Annotated in this window: 9 protein-coding genes; 4 read left to right on the plus strand and 5 right to left on the minus strand. The window is 47.4% G+C overall.

The window, feature by feature from the left end; all coding sequences use genetic code 11:
• The first annotated feature begins 76 nt into the window (after nt 1-76).
• On the plus strand, nt 77-940 hold the full coding sequence (locus tag QUB37_RS05840) for a sulfite exporter TauE/SafE family protein (RefSeq protein WP_333160005.1): 864 nt from the start codon (nt 77-79) through the stop codon (nt 938-940).
• A gap of 197 nt (nt 941-1,137) precedes the next feature.
• On the opposite strand, the gene QUB37_RS05845 is transcribed toward QUB37_RS05840, so the two are convergent.
• A complete protein-coding gene (locus tag QUB37_RS05845; RefSeq protein ID WP_333160007.1) occupies nt 1,138-1,935 on the minus strand; it encodes a hypothetical protein in 798 nt (265 codons plus the stop codon).
• Between the two features lie 231 nt (nt 1,936-2,166).
• Between QUB37_RS05845 and QUB37_RS05850 the strand changes: the two genes are divergently transcribed.
• Together QUB37_RS05850 and QUB37_RS05855 are read left to right on the plus strand one after the other, a co-directional pair.
• On the plus strand, nt 2,167-2,493 hold the full coding sequence (locus QUB37_RS05850) for a hypothetical protein (protein WP_333160009.1): 327 nt from the start codon (nt 2,167-2,169) through the stop codon (nt 2,491-2,493).
• Nucleotides 2,494-2,552: 59 nt separating this feature from the next.
• Nucleotides 2,553-3,092, plus strand: coding sequence for a GIY-YIG nuclease family protein (locus QUB37_RS05855; RefSeq protein ID WP_333035802.1), 540 nt, complete (start codon nt 2,553-2,555; stop codon nt 3,090-3,092).
• Between the two features lie 323 nt (nt 3,093-3,415).
• Here the strand turns inward: QUB37_RS05855 and QUB37_RS05860 are convergent, their stop codons facing one another.
• The 4 genes from QUB37_RS05860 to QUB37_RS05875 form a co-directional block, all read right to left on the minus strand.
• The gene (locus QUB37_RS05860) at nt 3,416-4,738 is read right to left on the minus strand and encodes a response regulator (RefSeq protein ID WP_333160012.1); all 1,323 of its coding nucleotides are present in this window, start codon (nt 4,736-4,738) and stop codon (nt 3,416-3,418) included.
• A 100-nt stretch (nt 4,739-4,838) separates the two neighbouring features.
• Complete coding sequence (locus tag QUB37_RS05865) at nt 4,839-8,975, minus strand: ATP-binding protein (RefSeq protein ID WP_333160014.1); 4,137 nt, start codon at nt 8,973-8,975, stop codon at nt 4,839-4,841.
• Nucleotides 8,976-9,050: 75 nt separating this feature from the next.
• Complete coding sequence (locus QUB37_RS05870; RefSeq protein WP_333160016.1) at nt 9,051-9,227, minus strand: hypothetical protein; 177 nt, start codon at nt 9,225-9,227, stop codon at nt 9,051-9,053.
• Nucleotides 9,228-9,525: 298 nt separating this feature from the next.
• Nucleotides 9,526-15,030, minus strand: a complete 5,505-nt coding sequence (locus tag QUB37_RS05875) for a PAS domain S-box protein (RefSeq protein ID WP_333160018.1) — start codon at nt 15,028-15,030, stop codon at nt 9,526-9,528.
• A gap of 229 nt (nt 15,031-15,259) precedes the next feature.
• Between QUB37_RS05875 and QUB37_RS05880 the strand changes: the two genes are divergently transcribed.
• Nucleotides 15,260-19,072, plus strand: a complete 3,813-nt coding sequence (locus QUB37_RS05880) for a glycoside hydrolase family 2 TIM barrel-domain containing protein (protein WP_333160020.1) — start codon at nt 15,260-15,262, stop codon at nt 19,070-19,072.
• Nucleotides 19,073-19,173: the final 101 nt, after the last annotated feature.

Genomic DNA, 19,173 nt, shown 5'->3' on the forward strand with positions numbered 1-19,173 from the left:
TGACTACTGACTAATGACTACTGACTACTGACTAATGACTAATGACTACTGACTACTGACTACTGACTAATGACTAATGACTATCACTGAATTATTGATGTTGGGTGCGGCGGGAATTTTTGCCGGAATTCTAGCTGGATTTTTGGGTATCGGCGGCGGTACGGTGCTCGTGCCTTTGTTGGTGGCTCTCAATTACGCTCCGGTGCAAGCGGTTGCTACTAGCAGTTTGTCGATCGTCATTACAGCTATTTCTGGCAGCATCCAGAATTGGCGCATGGGCTACCTCAGCTTGAGCCAAGTCGCAGGCATCGGATTTCCAGCCGTCATCACAGCACAAATCGGTGCTTATTTGGCGGGGATATTTCCGCCTTACTTGCTGTTACTTACTTTTGGGTTGTTGCTGTGGCTGAATATTTATTTGATTGAAGTTCGCAAGCGTCTGACAGCTAAGAAGAAAGCGGAACTAGAACAAGGGGAACTGGGAGGACAAGCGGGACAAGAAGAAAATGCTCAATTACCAATTACCAATCACGAATTACCCAATAATTCAAATATTATATTCCATCCAACTTTTGCTAAAATTGCTACCGGCAGTGCGGCGGGTTTATTAGCGGGTTTGTTCGGCGTAGGCGGCGGCGTAATTATGGTTCCCCTGCAAATTTTGCTGTTAGGAGAAAGCATTAAAACTGCAATTCAAACCAGCTTGGGCGTCATCGTTATCACGGCAATTTCGGCGACGGCGGGACACGCGGCGCGCGGGAATGTTTTGTGGGATGTGGGGTTAATTCTTGGCGGCGGCGGTTTGTTGGGGGCGCAGGTGAGCACGCGATTTTTGCCGAGATTGCCCGATCGTATTGTTAGTTTAGCTTTTCGATCGCTCTTGGCAGTGTTATCGATTTATGTTTTCTGGCAAGCTTGGCAAAAATTTAGTAACGGGTAACGGGTAATGGGTGATGGGTAATTGAGAATTGGTAAAGATAATTGAGAATTGGTAATTGAGGCAGATCCTCCGGGTATGTATTCCCAGGCAGAGCCTGGGAACAAGGTTAAGGCTACAATGACAGTTGAAGTTGACAGTTGACAGTTGACAGTTGACTACTAACTAATGACTACTGACTACTGACTAATGACTACTGACTACTGACTAAGTTTTTTCACGGCGCGAGTCAGACGCTGCAAATAAGGCTTGACAATTTCTTGATTTTGCCTCTGCAACTCGGACACTTGCTGCTGCAAATGCTGAATCTCGGTTTGCAGCATCCCTGTGTCTATTGTGGGTCGATCGAGCAAGTCCTGCAATTGCTGGAGAGAACCTTGGATTGTATCAAAGTCTACTTCGTTCGATCGCTCCTGTAACTGAGCCGTAATAGTTTTAACTTCAGTTAACTTTTCGCCCATCAATAAAAATCGGACGTTGACATTTTCCCAATCATGCTCTCTGAGGGCGCTATTTTCCAAAATGCGGAGTTTTTGCTGCAAATCGGATAGGGTGGTGTAGAGTTCCTGAGAGTCGGCCGGAAGCGCCTGGGCTTGGCGTTCGAGGGAGGCTACGGCAGCTTGTACCTCGGCGATGGCCCCGGATTCCAAGCCCAGGAGTTTTTGCTGCAAGTCGGAGACAGCGGTGTAGAGTTCCGCAGGTTCTCCAGGTAGTATCTGAACTTGTTGCGATCGACGTTCTACTGCGGCCTGTACGTCCGTAATCGCAGAATTTGCCTTTTGTTGCATTTGTTGCTCGAAACGCTGGCGATTGGCGAGATTTATCGAGAGTGCTGCGGTTAAAGGGGCGGCAGCGTAGACAATTTGGCCCGACAATCCTGCAGCAATCGTGCCAATAGCTGAACCAGCAACAGAGGCGTATTCTACCAATTCTAGCCAGTCCGGCTGGTTCGGGGCACTTCTCAAAGCTGGGAATGATGCTTTTTCAATCTTCTGCATAGCCTTTTAGTCGTAGTCGGATAGATGGCGATACCGACATGATAAAAGCGATCGGCAAATAAATCAGGGCTATTGGTCAAAATTTCCTGATTGTGGTATTTTTATTGACCTCGTGCCGAATACGTTCTGCCTTCAAAACGGTCAATCTCAGGTAAAATTCAGGATTAAGTCGATCGCTCAAAACATTTAAGCGATAACCATTCACCGCCGTCTGTCAGGAGTATACAGAAAATGGGTCTTAAGATTATTGAAAGCTACGATAGCAGTTTTGTCCTCGAACCCGACGCTAAAACTGCTCTGTTCGGTTTGTTAACCGGTGAAAGCTTTGTCAAACAAGTAGCGCTACAATTGCAATGCTCGTGCATTGAGTTTGCCGAGTTACTGTTTCAGCCAATCCCTTACAGCAGCGAGACGCCGAAGGGAATGCCTGCGGAATTTGAAAAGTATCATCAATCGAGCGATTTTGCGATCGTCAACGTCCCGCCTAATTTCATGTTCCAAGCCAAAATATTTAAACCCAGCCGCCTCTGTGCAATTTATAGAGTTTTCAAGAGTTAAGTAAAGGCGGGTTAATGTGTGGTTTAATCTAAAATCTAAAATCTAAAATCTAAAATCGGATGACAGAAGACATTCAATCTCTCGCCAGCTTAGAATTCATTCCCTACATAGACTCCGAGGGGAAATTGCCCGATTTTGTCCAGGGGAAAATCGGCGTTTACGCGATTTTTGACAACGAAAAAGTCCTGCAATTTGTCGGCTATTCTCGCGACATTTACCTCAGCCTTAAACAGCATTTGGTACGCCAAACCCAGTATTGCTACTGGCTGAAAGTCCAAACTATTGACAAGCCCAGTCGCACTATTCTAGAAAGCATTAGAGAAAGTTGGATTGCCGAAAACGGTTCCCAACCCCAGGGTAACGGTGCCGATGCTGCCAAGTGGAACGATCCCATCGACACCAAAACTGTAATGACTGCCCAAGAAACGGCAAATTATGAAGGTATCTTCGCCGATGAAATTGCCAAAGATAAATTGTTGAAAAATGTCGCGCGGCGCGTGGAAAACGAAATTTTCGCGCTGCTAAAAGCTCGCGGCGTAACTGAAGAAATCCGGTTTAATCCCAAGCTGAAAACTAGCGGATTGCTGGATTTAAAGTAAATACGTTCTATGGTCAATTCCCCACAATCAGCCCGTGTTTGTAATGAGGACTTCTATCAAATCCTGTAGCAAGAGAATGAAACAGTCCTCCCGCTCACCCGGTACTCCGCCAGGGAATGAATTCCACGGGGCTTATAGCAAAAGTCCTCTAAAAGAGGACTAATAAATTATTCAGTCCTCGGAAGCGAGGACTTTCGCTTTGAGGCAGGGGTTTCAACCCCTGACGGACTGACAGACTATCGGTTTTACCTTAAACAGATGCTCGCGTACAATCTATCTGAGATATCCTCTGGGTCACTTAAATTTTAAAATGTTGAAATTTATTAAAATTTAACAGATATCGGAATCTGCACAATTAACTTGGTTCCTCGACCCGGAGCAGAAATACAACTGATGTGACCTCGATGTTTTTCCACTACAATATCGTGACTGATTGCCAACCCTAATCCAATACCGCGGCCTACAGGCTTTGTAGTAAAAAATGGGTCAAATATCTGGTGGCGCACTTCCTCACTCATCCCACAACCGTTATCGGCAATGTGGATAACAACGGATTTATAGTTGTGAGTGGCTAATTTGGAATCTTGATTGTGCAGGGCAGATTCTGACTCACAACTTACTGAAGTGCTGATGGTAATTTTTCGGGGAGAAGGTTGAGTTTCCAGGGCATCAATAGCATTAGTTAACAAGTTCATGAACACCTGATTTAACTCACTGGCGTAACAGGTGACTCTTGGCAGTTGGCTGTAGTGTTTAATGACCTCTATCTCACCAGCTTTGTTTGTTCCCTTCAGCCGGTGCTGCAAAATAACTAAAGTATTGTCAATGCCTTCATGAATATCCACTGGCTTGTACTTTTGTTCGCCAAGGCGGGTGAATTTCCGCAAAGACATCACAATTTCGCTAATCCGAGAAGCACCCTCTGTCATCGAATTCAGCAGTTTTGGATAGTCCTCTGCGATGAATTCGGGTTGAATCTCGTTCAATTTGCCGGTAATTTCTGCAACGGGGTGGGGGTAGTAATGTCGGTACAATTCGACAAGGCGAAGCAAATCTCGCGCATACTCCGCCGCTAGAGCAATATTGCCGTAGATAAAGCTGACGGGATTGTTGATTTCGTGAGCAATTCCTGCCGCTAGCTGACCTAAAGAAGCCATTTTTTCCTTCTGTATTAACTGAGCTTGAGTTTTCTTGAGTTCAGTTACGGTTTGTTCGAGTTGCTTGGCGTAGCATTGTGTTTGCTGGAACAACTGGCGCTGCACGAGTTGATTGGAGACGCGGGCGAGAACTTCTTGTTCGTGAAACGGTTTTGTGATATAATCTATAGCACCAACTTCAAAGGCTTTGATTTTATCAAACACTTCATTTAAAGCACTGATAAAAATAACCGGAATGTCCTTGGTTGTGGGAGAAGCTTTCAATACTTGGCAGACTTTGTAGCCGTCCATACCGGGCATCATGATGTCGAGCAAAATCAAGTCAGGAGGAGTTAACTCGATCGACCGCAGCGCTAGTTTGCCGTCGGGTGCGGTGCGTGTTTTGTACCCTTGCTGCGAGAGTATTTGAGCTAAAAGTTGCAAATTAGCCGGAATATCATCAACAATTAAAATATTCCCTTTTAAGACGGGAGTTGGTTCGTAATTCATATCTAGTTCGGTAAGATAACCTTTATAGGTTTGTAGTGAGTACGATCGCCCTAGCGGGTTTTATGAGGACGATCGTACTCACTACGAACCGCGTATAATATCATTTCTCTTTCGGATCGGGATGGATGAGAGCTAGTATTTGATTGAACTGAAACTCGTTAGCCAATGCGGCTAAAGCGCTCGCTAAAGCGTCATTGCGATCGCGAATTTGCTCAATTTGGATCAGAATTAACTCTAAATCGCACTCAATTGTGGCTTTCTCTAAAGCTGCCAGCCAATCTGCGGGTAAAGCTGCCAGAGTCTCTGAAGTCGGAGCTTCGATTTGAGTTGACTCGGGAACACTCTCCGGTTCACCGTAAATGTAACGCACTCCCAGATGCTTGTGCAGGGTGGCAAAAATTTCTGTATCTCGAAAGGGTTTGTGGATAAAGTCATCGCAATCATCTGATACAGTAACGGTTTGCGCTTCCTCGGCGTTACCGGCACTCACGGCAATAATTGCCGTAGCTTGACCTTTAACGGTGGCTTTAATGCGCTTGGTCGCTTCATGTCCATCCATCACGGGCATCCACATATCCATAAAAATTAAGTGTGGCTCAAAACTCGACCACATTTCAATAGCTTCCATGCCATTGGTGGCTTCTTCGAGTTCAAAGTTAAAGCCAGCGAGGAGTTTGATCAGCAGTTGGCGGTTGTCCGATCGATCGTCCACAATCAAAATACGATAGCGTGGCTGGTTGCGTTCCAGCGCTATCACCCGACGCGGTTGCTGTACGGGTTGAGTCGCGGGGGCATCAACGGCGCTGACGGGGATATCAAACGCGAAAGTGGTGCCGCGTCCTACTTCACTGCGTACAGTAATCAGGCCGCCCATCAGTTTGACAAACTGTTGGCTGATAGCCAGCCCCAAGCCTGTTCCTTGCTGAGATTTGGTTCCTGTTTTGGTTTGCACAAAGGCTTGAAAAAGCTTATCTAACTCATCAGCAGCTATGCCGGCACCCGTGTCTTCTATTTCAAAATGTAATTGGTAATTACTGATGGGTAATTGCAGATTTTCACCCTCTCTCACCGCACTTACTCTTACCGCAATACCTCCTTCTTTCGTGAATTTAATGGCATTAGAAAGCAGATTAATTAAAACTTGGCGCAACTTCAGTTGATCTGTTCGTAGGTATTCGGGAGTTTCGCTAGAGCAGTCAAATATTAACTGCAATTGTTGCTCCATTGCCTGAAGTTGAAACATCTCTTCCACCTCGTTCAACAGGCTGCTTAATTGAAAGTCTGTTGGATTGATTGTAATCCGTCCCGCCTCTATTTTGGCTAAATCTAATATTTGATTGATTAGAGCGAGCAAGTGTTCTCCGCTGCGGTTGATAATGCGGATATTTTCCTGTTGTTCGCGAGTGAGGTTGGTAGAGCGCTGCATCAATTGGGAGAATCCCAGAATTGCATTTAGCGGGGTGCGGAGTTCGTGGCTCATATTTGCCAGGAAAGTGCTTTTGGCAAGGTTGGCTGCTTCTGCTTCCCAGGCGGCTTGTTGGAGCTGTACTGCTTGCTTTTGAGTGGCTTCGAGCAATTGAGCTTGTTGTAAGGCGACTCCCAGTTGAGTGCTAATTTGCAGCCCAATATTGATTTCTGCTTCGCGCCAAGTGCGGGGTGCAGAATTTTGATAGCTGGCGAGCAAACCCCAAAGTTGACTGCCACAAAATATAGGGAAAATAACGTAGGCTCTAGCTTGAAATTGTTTTAACAGTTCTATGTAACAATGACTCAATCCAGCGTTGTATATGTCTTCAATTATGCGGTAAGGAACGCCTCTAGCGTACATACCGCCTTGATTTTTTTGTAGATAGGTATCCAGCACTGGTGTACCGCCGGCTTGCATAGTTTTCACGGTACAGCGAGAGTGTTCGACGAGAGTGTTTGGCACATTACCATCGTCGGGTTGTTGCATCAAAGATATCCAGCCAGGAGCCATTGATTCGGCAACAAATTCCCCGCTCCAATCAGGATTAAAGCGATAGATACCGACACGATCGCATTTTAGGGTTTGTCGCAGTTCAGAGGTTGTGGTTTTGAATATTGTGTCAATATCTAAGGATTGACGGATGCGATCGATCGATCGGGCGATGGCTTGTTCCCCCTGGGCGCTTTCTCGCAAAGCTGACTCGGCTTGTTTGCGATCGCTAATATCCAAGACAGTGCCGAACAAACGGATCAACTGCCCTTTTTCATCATAAACAGGTTTCCCTCGAACTTCAATGTAACTGAGCGAGCCATCTCTTCGGATCAGCCGGAGATCAATTTCAAAGCTTTGTCCCTTCATCGCTTGCTCGCGCACCATTGTCAGATAGCGCGATCGATCTTCTGGATGAAAACGCTCGATTAATTGTTCGGTTGGCAGCGGTTTTTGAGTCGGATCGAGCTCGTAAATGCGATAGAGTTCTTCACTCCAAGTGGTTGTTTTTGTGGCGATATCATGTTCCCAACTGCCAATACGGGCAATTTTTTGGGCTTCGAGCAGTCGGGATTCGGCAAACTGGCGATCGCTAATGTCGCGCGCTACCCAAACCGCAGAGCTATCCGACAGCGGCGAAATTTTAGCAGCAAACCAAACTTCTTGGTTATTAATCTGTAGACTGTAATCAAAACTAATAGTTTGTTTAGTTTCCAATGCCTGTCGAACTTGAGCGAAATAAATCTCCTCGCTTTCCTTCTGAATAAATTGTTCGATGATGCAGTCGATCTGATTCGTCTGATAGTTGTATTGAAAAATTCCCTTAGTGGGTATAATTTGGATGGTTTCTTCTTGGACATCAAAAATCAATACAATATCTGTAATCGACTCAAATATTTGCCGAAATTGCTCGGTAGAAGTGTAAAGTTTTTGTTCGAGCAATTGGCGATCGGCAATTTCATATTGTAATAGTTCGTTAGCACCAGCTAAGGCGTAGCTACGTTCGGCAACTTCGGCTTCTAAAGTGCGATTGTAGTCAGTTAATATTTTTTCAGATTGTTTGCGCTGTGCGATGTTATAAAAAGCATTGATGGCATAAATAATGTTTCCGCCTTCGTCGAAAATTGGTGTGGCGCGCACTTCAAAAGGAATAAATTCCCCATCTCGATAAAGTTCTACATCTTCAAGGAATACCGTTTCGCCGCGCAGTGCTCGGAATGCGGGCAGTTCTTCAGTGGGATAAAGCTGGTTTTGGCGGTAGATTTGATAAACTTCTACTGCTTCTTCTAAAGTCGAATCGGGAATAATTGCTACGCCGAGCCAATGCTTGGCAGTTTCGTTGAAGTACATGACTTTACCCGAGGCATCGTGGATAGATACTCCCGCAGGTATGGCTTCGAGAAATTGCTTGAGTTGGCTCTCTCTTTGCGCTAAAGCTTCATTTAAAGATTTTTGGTCTGCAAAAGCCTGTTGCAGTTGCGCTGCCATAAGATTGAAGGAATTGGCGAGTTCTCCGACTTCATCCAAGCGTTTATTTTCTAAAGGTTGATCCCATTTTCCTTTGGCAACATTTTTGGCGGCGGTATTCAAGCGCATAATTGGCTTTGTCACCCAACGGGAAGTCAACAATCCGATCGCGATCGCCAGCGGCAGTGTACCGATCAATAACCACAATGTATGGCGCGTATTTGCTTGAATTGGAGCCATGAAATCAGACTCTGGCACCACCACCACAATCAACCAATCCAAACCACGGAAATCTCGATAGGGAGTGACGCGGACAAACTGCCTATCGCCCTTGCTAGCCAAGGTAAATCGCTGGGTTGTTTGCAAAGTGCGGAGGTTGCCAAATCGGTTGGCGAGTTGTCTAGCAATATCTCGCGTTTGGGCATTCTTACTGTTGATGGCTAGCAATGGCGTCGGTTGCTTTTTTGTTGGCGTCACCAAGGGTGTTTCTAGTGTGGATGTGGCAATCAGATTGCCCGATCGATCCATAATAAAAGTTTGTCCTGAAGCCGAGAATTGCAGCCTAGCCAGGAAGGTATTGATTGCCGATAGTCCATCATTATCTGTGAGGCGATCACTAATCCGTTCTCCTACTTGTTCGATTAGCTGATGCCCTACATCTTCGACTGATTCCTGACCACTTTTGAAAGAAAGATAGCCCACTAGCCCGACTAAACTTACGGTTTGCAAAACAAACGGAACAATCAGAACCGTTCGCAGGGGAAGCTTTCTGAAAATTAGGGCGGCTGGGCGGTTGAGAGGATAAAGGGGCATGGGTGTGAGGGAATTGCGCTGATAATAGAATTTTAACTGCTATAGTCTGCCTTTACCCCCGGCAATTGGCGCGGCCTACAGGCTCTGAAATGTTCCTCCGGGTTCAATATAGCCAACTACCAGCGAAGATTGGGCCCTGCTGTCAAAATTTGCTTCTGTCAGTTCTGTTTCTAGCTGTTTGGCATTTGACTCATTTTTACTTACATAAACTGTGATAACTTTTCTAATTTCTTTGTGTGTATCGGCAATCATGCCGTTAATGAAAAGCCAGGGGGGGCGGGTTTATGAGATTGTAGATTATGGGCAATTATTATTGGTGCACCCGCCCTTATACCAATTTAATGTGAAGTTGCACATATCTCGATCCCCCTAAATCCCCCTTAAGAAGGGGGACTTTGAGAAGAATCTTGTCCCCCCCTTATTAAGGGGGGTTAGGGGGGATCAGATTCTACGGAGCCTCATAAAAAATTGGTATTACAAGATTTAATATCATACAAATCCGAATCAAACGGAAATGATATTATTTGTGCGTTCATCGAGCCCGATCGCCCTAATGCCGATTTGTTAACTTGGCTAAAACGGTGGCGAAGAGAACAGGTTCGATCGGCTTTGTTAAGTGTTCGTTGTAACCAGTGGCGATCGCCCGATCGCGGTCTTCTTCGCTAGCATAAGCTGTCAGCGCCACGGCCGGCAAGCGCTTGATTTTGTCGGATTCGGACGATCGCACTTTGCGGATCAGCGAGTAGCCGTCCTCAACGGGCATACCGATATCGCTGACTAAAATATCCGGCGGCGACTGCTGTAAAATGTTGATCGCCTCCGCAGCCGTTGCCACCGCAGTCGCAGTCGCCCCGCACTGTTCGAGGGCAACCATCAAAAACTCGCGGTTGTCGGGTTCGTCGTCAACTACCAACACCTTTAAACCAGCCAAAATACCCGGAGGCCTTGAATTGGATTTCCTTTCTCCTCTCAACTGCGGCTGCTTACGCCGAGGCTGTTTGAGTGGCAGTGTCACCGTAAATGTCGCACCCTGGTCTTTACCGGGACTTTCTGCAGTCACAGTGCCCCCGTGGAGTTGCACCAAGTGCTCGACGATCGCCAATCCCAGTCCCAAACCGCTGTCAGCCTTAGTTTTCGAGGCGTCTGCTTGTCGGAAGCGATCGAACACGTAGGGCAGAAACTCAGCAGGAATGCCCTTTCCGGTATCGCTGACAGTAATCTGCACGTAATTGGGTGATGAGGAATCGCTAACAGCCACCGCAGACAAGCGCAGTTGCACAGTTCCCCCAGAAGGCGTAAACTTGACGGCGTTAGTCAGCAAATTCCACACTACCTGCTGCAACCTCTGGGCGTCGCCCCACATCAAGCTGACTGCGGGGTCAAGTTCTAACGAAACGGTGACAGACTTGGCCTCGGCTGCCAAACGAACTGAATTATGAGCCGCCTCGATCGTCCTTACCATGTAGAACCAGCCGGGTTTCAGGGCCAGCTTGCCTTGAATAATCCGGGAAACATCGAGCAAATCTTCCACTAGCTGCATCTGCACCTTCGATTGACGCTCAATGGCTTCCAAACCCGAAGCTAATTTATCTTGGTTGTAGGGGTGGGCGCGCAGGATCTGTGCCCACCCATGAATCACATTTAAAGGTGTTCGCAATTCGTGGGAAAGAGAGTCTAGAAACTCGTCTTTCCGGCGGCTGATAGCTTCTGCTTCCGCCCGCGCGGCCTGTTCGCGATCGAGCAACTGAGCGCGCCCGGCCTCGACTTGCTTGCGATCGCTGATGTCGGCGGTGATCGACATACAGTTGATATTGCCGTTGCTGTCGCGGACTGGAGTTGCCCACAAACTGATGTCGATCAACCTGCCGTCTTTCCTTTGGCGCTGGGTTTCCATGCCGGCGATCGCCTTTCCTTGGCGAATTCCTTTCAAATTAGCCGTGAATTCCTCCCGCTTGTCTGCGGGAACGCAGGGCACAAATTGACCTACCGCTTCTGATTCATGCCAGCCAAAAATCCTCTCGGCTGCTGGGTTCCACATTTTCACAGTGCCGTCGTCGCAGTCCAAAAGGGTAATTGCTAGGGGACAAGCCTGAATCAAGGCTTCTAAAGTTTGATGGATGTGCGATCGCGCTGCTTCTGCTTGTTTGCGATCGCTGATATCGACGTTCACCCCGATCATCCGCCAAGGCAAACCCCCATCGTCGGGAAATACCTTAGCCCTGCAAGTAATCCAGCCCACGCTTTTGTCCGGGCGGCAGATGCGGAACTCAATGTTTAATTCCTCCCCGGACGCCGCCGCAGCCTGCACCTGCAGTTCGGTAACAGCGCGATCGTCTGGATGCACCATTTGGGCCCAACTTTGATAGCTGTCGATACCGCCGGCCTGCAGCCCGTACAAAGCCTCGAACTCCGGCGTACAGGCGACCTCGCCAGTTTGGACGTTCCATTCAAAAGTTCCGATTTTGCCCGCTTTCTGAGCGATTTGCAGCCGTTCTTGATTGTGTTTGAGTTCTGCTTCTACCCGCGATATCTCGGTCAAGTCGATGTAGAATGCGACGATCGTCTCTGGTTCGCGATCGTCCGGGCACAGAGTGGTTCCGCCCATCAGAATCGGCACGCGGCTGCCATCTTTGCGGATGTACTCTTTCTTGAAAGGAGTTGCGACTCCCTTAGCCCGCAGTTCTTGGGCCGCTAAGGCGTCCAGGTGCAGGTATTCGGGGGGGGTCATTCTGTCCCACCGCATCTGACCGGAGAGCCAGTCTGAGCGGTTGTAGCCGACCATGTTGAGCAGGGATTGGTTGGCGTAGGCGATGCGGCCGCTAAAATCGCCGATCGCGACTCCGAAAATATTTGACTCGAACAGCCGCCGGAATATGCTTTCGCTTTGCTGTATTACCCGTTTTGCTTGGTTGCGATCGGTGATTTCGGCTAACACAGTGCTGACTCCCAGCAGTGTTCCTGATTCATCGATCACGGGGTAAAAGCTGATTTGCCAATCCCGCAAAACTCCCGGGTGTTGCTTGGTTGCGGCCTTAACTTCTAAGTCGAGCACGGGGGTTTGCGTCGCCAGCACTTGGCGGTAAATCCGCTCTACCATATCGGCCATTTCGGGAATTACTTCTCTAACGGTGCGGCCGATGTGCTCTGCGATCGATCGGTCGTTGATCGCAGCGAGGCATTCGTTCAGGCGGATGTAGCGCAAATTGGTATCGACAAAGCACAGCCCGACTGGTGTGGTTTTGTAAACTAAGTCGAGTTCTGCTAGTTGGCGGCGAATGCGTATTTCGTTTTCTCGAAGTTGGTTTTGGGCTTGTTTGCGATCGGTGATATCTAGTACGAAAAATGATCCTTTGTCTGTGCATCCTTGGAAGTTTCCGCCGCCGGCTAAAACTGGGAAGCGCGTGCCGTCTTTGCGGATCAATTCTTTTTCATAAGGCGGGCAACTTCCTTCTGCTGCGACTTGCGCGACGGCGACGCGATCGAGTTCTCCGTATTCCGGCGCCGTAAATTCGCTCCAGCGAATCTGTCCCGAAACTAAGTCTTCCCTCGTATATCCAATCATTTCCAGCAAGGCGTCGTTAGCGTCCGTAACTTCGCCGTTGGCCTCCCAGAAACCGATGCCGATCATGTTAGATTCTACCACGCTGCGGAAGCGCATTTCGCTTTCCCGCAAAGCTAATTCCGTTTGTTTAGCTGCGGTAATATCTGTGATAATTAGGCCGGCTCCGATTATTTCTTCTCTTTCATTTTTCACTGGGTAGTAGTTGGCTAGCCAGTAACCAAAATATCCCGGTTTCCCATGAGGTTCGCCGCTCATTTCTAAGTTTAAAACAGGCTGGCCGGTTTCTAAAACTTGCTGAATTATCGGCGCAAATTTGGCTGCATGTTCGGGCAACAATTGGCGGAAGTCTTGGCCGAGATGCTGTTCTATCGGCAAACCGTTGAGTTCTGCTAATACTTGATTGATACGGATGAAGCGCATTTCGCGATCCATAAAGCAAATTGCTAGGGGAGATGCTTCTAACAGCGCGTCAATTACGGCAAAGGATTGCGATGTTTGAGATAGTGCTTGTTGCGCTTCAGTGTAAAGTCTGGCGTTGTCGAGGGCGATCGCCACGCGATATGCTAAATTTTCTAGCATTGCCATGTCTTCTGCACTGTAACGGCGGCCCAACTTCTGCGTAAAGCAAGTGATGGAACCCATTACCCGCCCGCGAGCCTTCAGCGGTACACAAGCGTGAGAGCCGATATTGAGCGATCTCAATTTTTCCATTTCTGCTGCATTGTCGGCTCCTGCTGCTAAAATTTCCTCATCCACGTCGGCAATTAGTTCGGATTTTCCGCTGCGGATTACCACGGGATAGCCGTTAACAGCATTCTCGGCGATCGAACTGCGAATTCTCAAGTTATTAATAGTATCAACCGTGGAGGGGTCTGCGTGAGCCACAGCCACTCGGCGCACTTTTGAGTCGGTTTCGAGCAAATGAATGCAGCACCCCTCGGCGATCGAATTTATGGCTAATTCTGCTACCTTTTGCAGCACCGTTTCCCCGTCAAACGCATCAGCCAGCATTTTGCTGACTTCTGCTAAAAATGCCGAGCGTTGCTGTTCTATTTCCGCTTTTTCCCTCGCTGTTTGCTCGATTGTTAACTGCAATCTTTGAGTTTCCGCAAGTTTGATTTCTGTAATATCGCGGGCGACAATTAAGGCTGATTCTGGTACGCCATTTTTGTCAAATTCTGGAACTACGCGGGATTGATAACTTCGGAGGCCGTTGATTGACCAAGCCTGAAATTCGATGATTTCTTCGCAACCTGTTTCTAACACTTTGTGCAGGGTTTCATCCCAGATTTGGCACAGTTCCGGCGGGATTCCTATTTCTTGACTGGTTTTACCCAAAAAGAATGAAAGCGGTTTTCCTTGGCTTCTTTCAACTGCTTGATTGACATACATATAACGCAGTTCTTTATCAGTGCGGATAATGATATCTGGCGTATTTTCTAGCAGCGTTCTCAGTTGCTGTTCGCTGTTTGCCAAAGCTGCTTGCGCTTGTTGTCTTTCCGTGACATCTCTCACCGTACCGACGTATCCGATGAGTTCGCCGGAGTCGGAGAACATCGGCGAGGAACAAACGTTAATCCAGCGCACAATCCCCTCTGGTGTTTGCAGGCGATACTCGATCGCATATTCCCCACCTTGCCGAGTATAATCCAGCCATCGGGTCAATACGCGATCGCAGTCTTCCGGGTGAATGCACTTCTCCCACCCGTCTCCTAAAAGTTCTGCCAAACTCAAGCCGCAAATAGCTTGACAGCGTGGGTTTGCATAGGTGTAGCACCCCTGGGAATCTGCCATAAAAATGCCAACCGGCGAACAGGAACTTAAACAGCGAAATCGTTCTTCTTGAGCTTGCAGTGCTTCTTTAGCTACTGTCAGTTCTGCTGTGCGCTCTTTGACGCGGCTTTCTAGTTTGGTGTAGGATAAAGCTAGGGCTATTTCTGCTTCTTGGCGATCGGTAATGTCTATGCCAGTTGCTATCACATATTCCACCAATCCCTCGCCATCTAGGGTCACAGTATTCGACCAAGAAATTAAGCGCTTAGATCCGTTTTTAGTGCGCCAATAGTTTTGATATTCGTTGTTAAAATGTTCGACTTTGAGCTGGGTAAAAACTGTTTTAACAGGTTCTATTTCTTCGGAGATTAAAAACAAATCCCAAACATATTTATTAACAACTTCTGCTGTCGAGTAGCCTGTAGTTTTTTCGCAAGCTTGGTTAAAGCGGACAATCCGTCCTTGGCTGTCGAGAACTACAATCAAGCAAGCTGTCGTGTCAATTACTTTTGAAATAATATTACGTTCTATTTCTAGTTCTTGTTTTGCGGACTTTAAGCCTGCATACCAAGCGATAACGGCAGCGAGCAAAAGTAAGATTGCAGGAGCTGCCTGGAAGGAAAACAGTAACAGAGTTGTCAGCAGTAAAGCCGTGCCGGCACTAAATGTAGCAATACTGTAAGATTTAATGGGTAAGGGCAAGACCTCAAACTGGCTCATTTTTGTTGACCTGTAGCGATGGCGCGATCGCACTATTGCTTACGTCGATGAAACAACTTTGTTAAAACTTAGTTAAAACTAAGTATTGATTTTTTCTATACAAAACCACATTTGTAGGTGGTGTGCCATCTTCCCAGAGACAGATTGGTTGCGGGATTACTCCTGAAGCAACTGCTATCATAGATCAAGAGACAAATTAGATTATCTAATTTCTGGGAGCAATAAGCGAGTGAATCACAAGCTGGCCAAAATTATCGGATTATTTTTCGCAGCCGCCACCCTCTTTGGATTCGTCGGTTACGCGCTTCAAAATCCCAACTTCGGCAGCAGCTCAGCGATATCGATCGGCTTCCCAAATCTTACCATCGCGGCCGTCGGGGCGATCGACAACAAACGATCCCAAATCTATCTCAACGGAACTTGGCAATTTGTTCCCGCAGTTGGCAACCCCCAAAACCCCCCCGTCTCCCCAAATTGGGGTTCCATCTCGGTGCCTGGAGACTGGCAAAAAGAAAACAACGAATCCGTACCCGGAATCATCACTCGCGGCAGCGGCAAAGATTGGGAAAACTTCAACAGTAAACAACTATCAAAAGCTTGGTATCAGAAAAATATAGACATTCCCGGCGACTGGACAAACCGCCGAATTTTTCTCGACTTAGCCAGAGTCAGCACCGATGCAGTCATCTTTGTCAACGGCATTAACTGCGGTCAAATCCCCTGGCCCTACGGCACTATTGAAATTACCAAAGCAGCAAAACCAGGTCAAAACACCCTATCTATTTTAGTGATAGCAGTATCCGATGAAAAGGAAAAAGCCGTCATCATGGGCCCCACAGAAATCTACACAGAAAAATCCAAGTTGCAATCGCGGGGAATCATCGGCGAGGCAAGGCTTTTGAGCCTTCCCCCAGGCCCGTTAATTAGGGACGTATTCGTCCAAACTTCCACCCGAAAAAAGCAAGTTAAATTAGATGTAGAACTCAAAGACGTTGCCCAAAGCGGTCAAGTAGAAATAATCGCGCAAATGCTCGACGAAAAAGGCAAAGTAGAACAAAAATTTACAGGCACTGCCAAGGTTCAAGCTAAACCCATTCAAACCGTACAAGTTCAGTGGAATTGGCCAAACCCCCGTCTTTGGGATGTCGGGCAACCAAACCTTTACACCCTGCAATTAGAAGTAAAAGGCAGTGGCATTGACACGCAATACGACCAACCTTTTGGCTTCCGCGAATTTTGGATAGAAGGGCGCAAATTTTTCTTAAACGGAACCGAATTTCGGCTGCGACCAATCTTGCACTCCGATACTTGGCAAGGCGGGACCGTAGAAGTTTCTGACGGGCTCATTGACAGCTACGTAAAAGCCGGTTTTAACATAACAGAAATGTGGCCTTGGAATCACGACGAACGGGGTAGATGGCACTTCCGAGAGTTATTCTCCGAAAGAGCAGACCTCAAAGGTTTTCCCATTATGGCTCCCGCTTTAGACATTAGTCCTATTGCTTGGAACGGCAAGTGGAAGAACCCCCTGTGGAAAAACCGCTGGAAAGACCGAATGGTGACTGAAATGCGCCGCTACCGCAATCATCCATCAGTATTAATGTGGGCGACAAGTCCTAATTTTTTCGGCAACGCTGACGACCAAAATCCGCGCCGTATCGGCAAAAGCAAAGTAGAAGGAACTCTCAGTCCCCCGGAAAACCAGCGTTTGCGGGTCAACACTCCCCTCGGAAATGACGCTATAGCTGCGATTAAATCGGCTGACCCAACCAGACCTGTGATGGTACACCAAGGCGCAAACTTCGGCGATGTTTATGCCCTGAATACTTATTTAAATATGATTCCGTTGCAAGAACGGGAAGAGTGGATTTCTGAGTGGAGCAAAACCGGGGAAAGGCCCTACATGGCAGTCGAGTTTGGGACTCCTCTGCACGCAACGATGATGCGGGCCCGCAAAGGTTTTGGTCAGGCAATTCTCAGCGAACCTTTGATGACTGAGTTTGCGGCAATTTATTTTGGCAAGCAGGCTTACGAGTTGGAAACGACGGCTTATAAATCTAAAATTCGCGAGCAATTTGTCAAGGGCCAGGAGTATCAAAGCTGGCATTTAAAAAAAGAGTTAGATTTTGCCCCAGCTTTTCAAAAGTTGCAGGAGTTATTCAGTACAAATACTTGGCGGAGTTGGCGAACTTTTGGAATGTCTGGGGGGATGATTCCTTGGAATGACGGGCACGGTTGGGAAGTTTCAGAAGCTGGCAGAAAAAAGGTGGATATTGGGGCATTTCAACCTGGTAGCCGGGGAGTTTATTTGAAGCAAGTCTCGAATAATCTTTTGAATTATTTGCAGCCCGAAGCTTACACTGTTCATCCTGGGGGGGAAGCAATTATGAAGAATAATAGCTCGACTTTGGCTTGGATTGCTGGTGCTAGCCCGGTTTTTACTGCGAAAGATCACAATTTGTTTGTGGGCGGAAAACTGGCAAAGCAAGTAGTGTTAATTAACGATACGCGGGCGCCACAAGAATTTTCGTTTAATTGGCGGGTTGTTGTGGGGGGGAAAGAAGTAAAAAAAGGCGAGCAAAAAGGGACGATTGAGTCGGCAGTAACGCTGTTTTTTCCAATAGATGTAAAATTGCCAAATACCATTTCTAGCAAGGCTGACGGCGAAATTCGCTTGACTGCGCGAATGGGCGATCGATCGCATTCTGATACATTTGCTTTCCGCGTTTTTCCCAAACAATCCAAAAGCAAGGAGACGCTGACAATCTTCGACCCAGCGGGCAAAACATCGGCCATGTTAAAACAATTAGGTCATCAGCTTGTACCGTGGAATGGTTCGCAAGTTTCATCGCTATTAATTATCGGTAGGGAAGCGTTTTCTAGCGGGGAAAATTTGCCGGGAAGTTTAGAAAGTTTTGTGCGAAACGGCGGCAAAGCAATTGTGTTTCCTCAGCGGAGGCAATGGCTAAAAAATACGGGTTTCCGAGTTGCTGCCCACGTCAGCCGCCGCGCTTATCCAGTTGACAGCAACCATCCGGCAATTAGCGGTTTAGACAGTGAAGATTTGCGGGATTGGGTGGGGGAAAGCACGCTGGTTGAAGCTTATCCAGATACAATCCAAACTGGCCCTAATTTGAGTCCGGCAAATAAACCTTGGTACGGCTGGCGTTGGGGAAATCGCGGCGGTGTCAGTAGCGCTTCAATTGAGAAGCCACACCGCAGCGGTTGGCGCCCAATTTTGGAATCTGAGTTTGATTTAGCTTATTCGCCGCTGATGGAATTGGATTACGGAAAAGGGCGGCTGATTTTAAACGAGTTGGATTTGGAAGACCATTATTCTGTAGATGCTGGGGCGGCGCAGTTAGTGCAAAAAATTGTGAGTTACGGGATGAATTCTCCGCTGCTTGGAAAGCCGGATAAAGTGGTTTTAATAGGGGGAGATGAAGATGCCCAAAAGCTGGACAGTTTGGGGGTAATTTATCAGCGCGCTAGTTCGCTTTCTAATGATGCTGGTTTGGTCATTGTGGGGAGAGAAGCGAATCTGAAAGATGCAGATTTGCGCGGTTATTTGAATGCTGGTGGGAAGGCGTTTTTCTTGCCGCGTGAAGTGCCGGCTGCGGGTTTGGGTGTGGATTTGCAGCAAGCGCAGGATTTCGGGGGTTCGCTGGCGGTTCCGAGTTGGGATGAGGTAAAGGGGGTTAGTGCTTCAGATTTGCGATCGCGCTCTTTTTATGATACTTGGTTGATTAAGTCTGGGGGAGAAATCGGTGCTGACGGTTTGTTAAGTCGGGTAAAAGTTGGCAAGGGTGTGGCGATTTTTTCTCAGATTGAACCGGACAGTTTGGATGCTGATACTAAGACTTATTTGCGTTTTACTCGCTGGCGGCAAACCAGGGCAAATGCTCAGATTTTGGCTAATTTAGGGGCGAGTTTTAAGGCGGATGAATCTGTGTTTAACGGTTCGAGTCGGGAGTTTTATCACTGGGATTATAAGACGGATTTTGAGAATGGGGATGATCCTTATCGGTATTATCGATGGTAGGATTTTTGAACCGCAGATTAACGCGGATTAACGCCGATGTTATGAATGATTTGAGGCGTGATATTAAAGGTAAAAGTACAATATGAATGTATGAGTATCCA

Source organism: Microcoleus sp. AT3-A2, from assembly GCF_036705685.1.
GTDB lineage: Bacteria > Cyanobacteriota > Cyanobacteriia > Cyanobacteriales > Microcoleaceae > Microcoleus.

Bases quoted from the DNA above. Each gene is read 5' to 3' on its own strand.
- QUB37_RS05840 (WP_333160005.1), top strand. From the start codon at position 77: ATGACTATCACTGAATTATTGATGTTGGGTGCGGCGGGAATTTTTGCC.
- QUB37_RS05845 (WP_333160007.1), bottom strand. From the start codon at position 1,935: ATGCAGAAGATTGAAAAAGCATCATTCCCAGCTTTGAGAAGTGCCCCG.
- QUB37_RS05850 (WP_333160009.1), top strand. From the start codon at position 2,167: ATGGGTCTTAAGATTATTGAAAGCTACGATAGCAGTTTTGTCCTCGAA.
- QUB37_RS05855 (WP_333035802.1), top strand. From the start codon at position 2,553: ATGACAGAAGACATTCAATCTCTCGCCAGCTTAGAATTCATTCCCTAC.
- QUB37_RS05860 (WP_333160012.1), bottom strand. From the start codon at position 4,738: ATGAATTACGAACCAACTCCCGTCTTAAAAGGGAATATTTTAATTGTT.
- QUB37_RS05865 (WP_333160014.1), bottom strand. From the start codon at position 8,975: ATGCCCCTTTATCCTCTCAACCGCCCAGCCGCCCTAATTTTCAGAAAG.
- QUB37_RS05870 (WP_333160016.1), bottom strand. From the start codon at position 9,227: ATGATTGCCGATACACACAAAGAAATTAGAAAAGTTATCACAGTTTAT.
- QUB37_RS05875 (WP_333160018.1), bottom strand. From the start codon at position 15,030: ATGAGCCAGTTTGAGGTCTTGCCCTTACCCATTAAATCTTACAGTATT.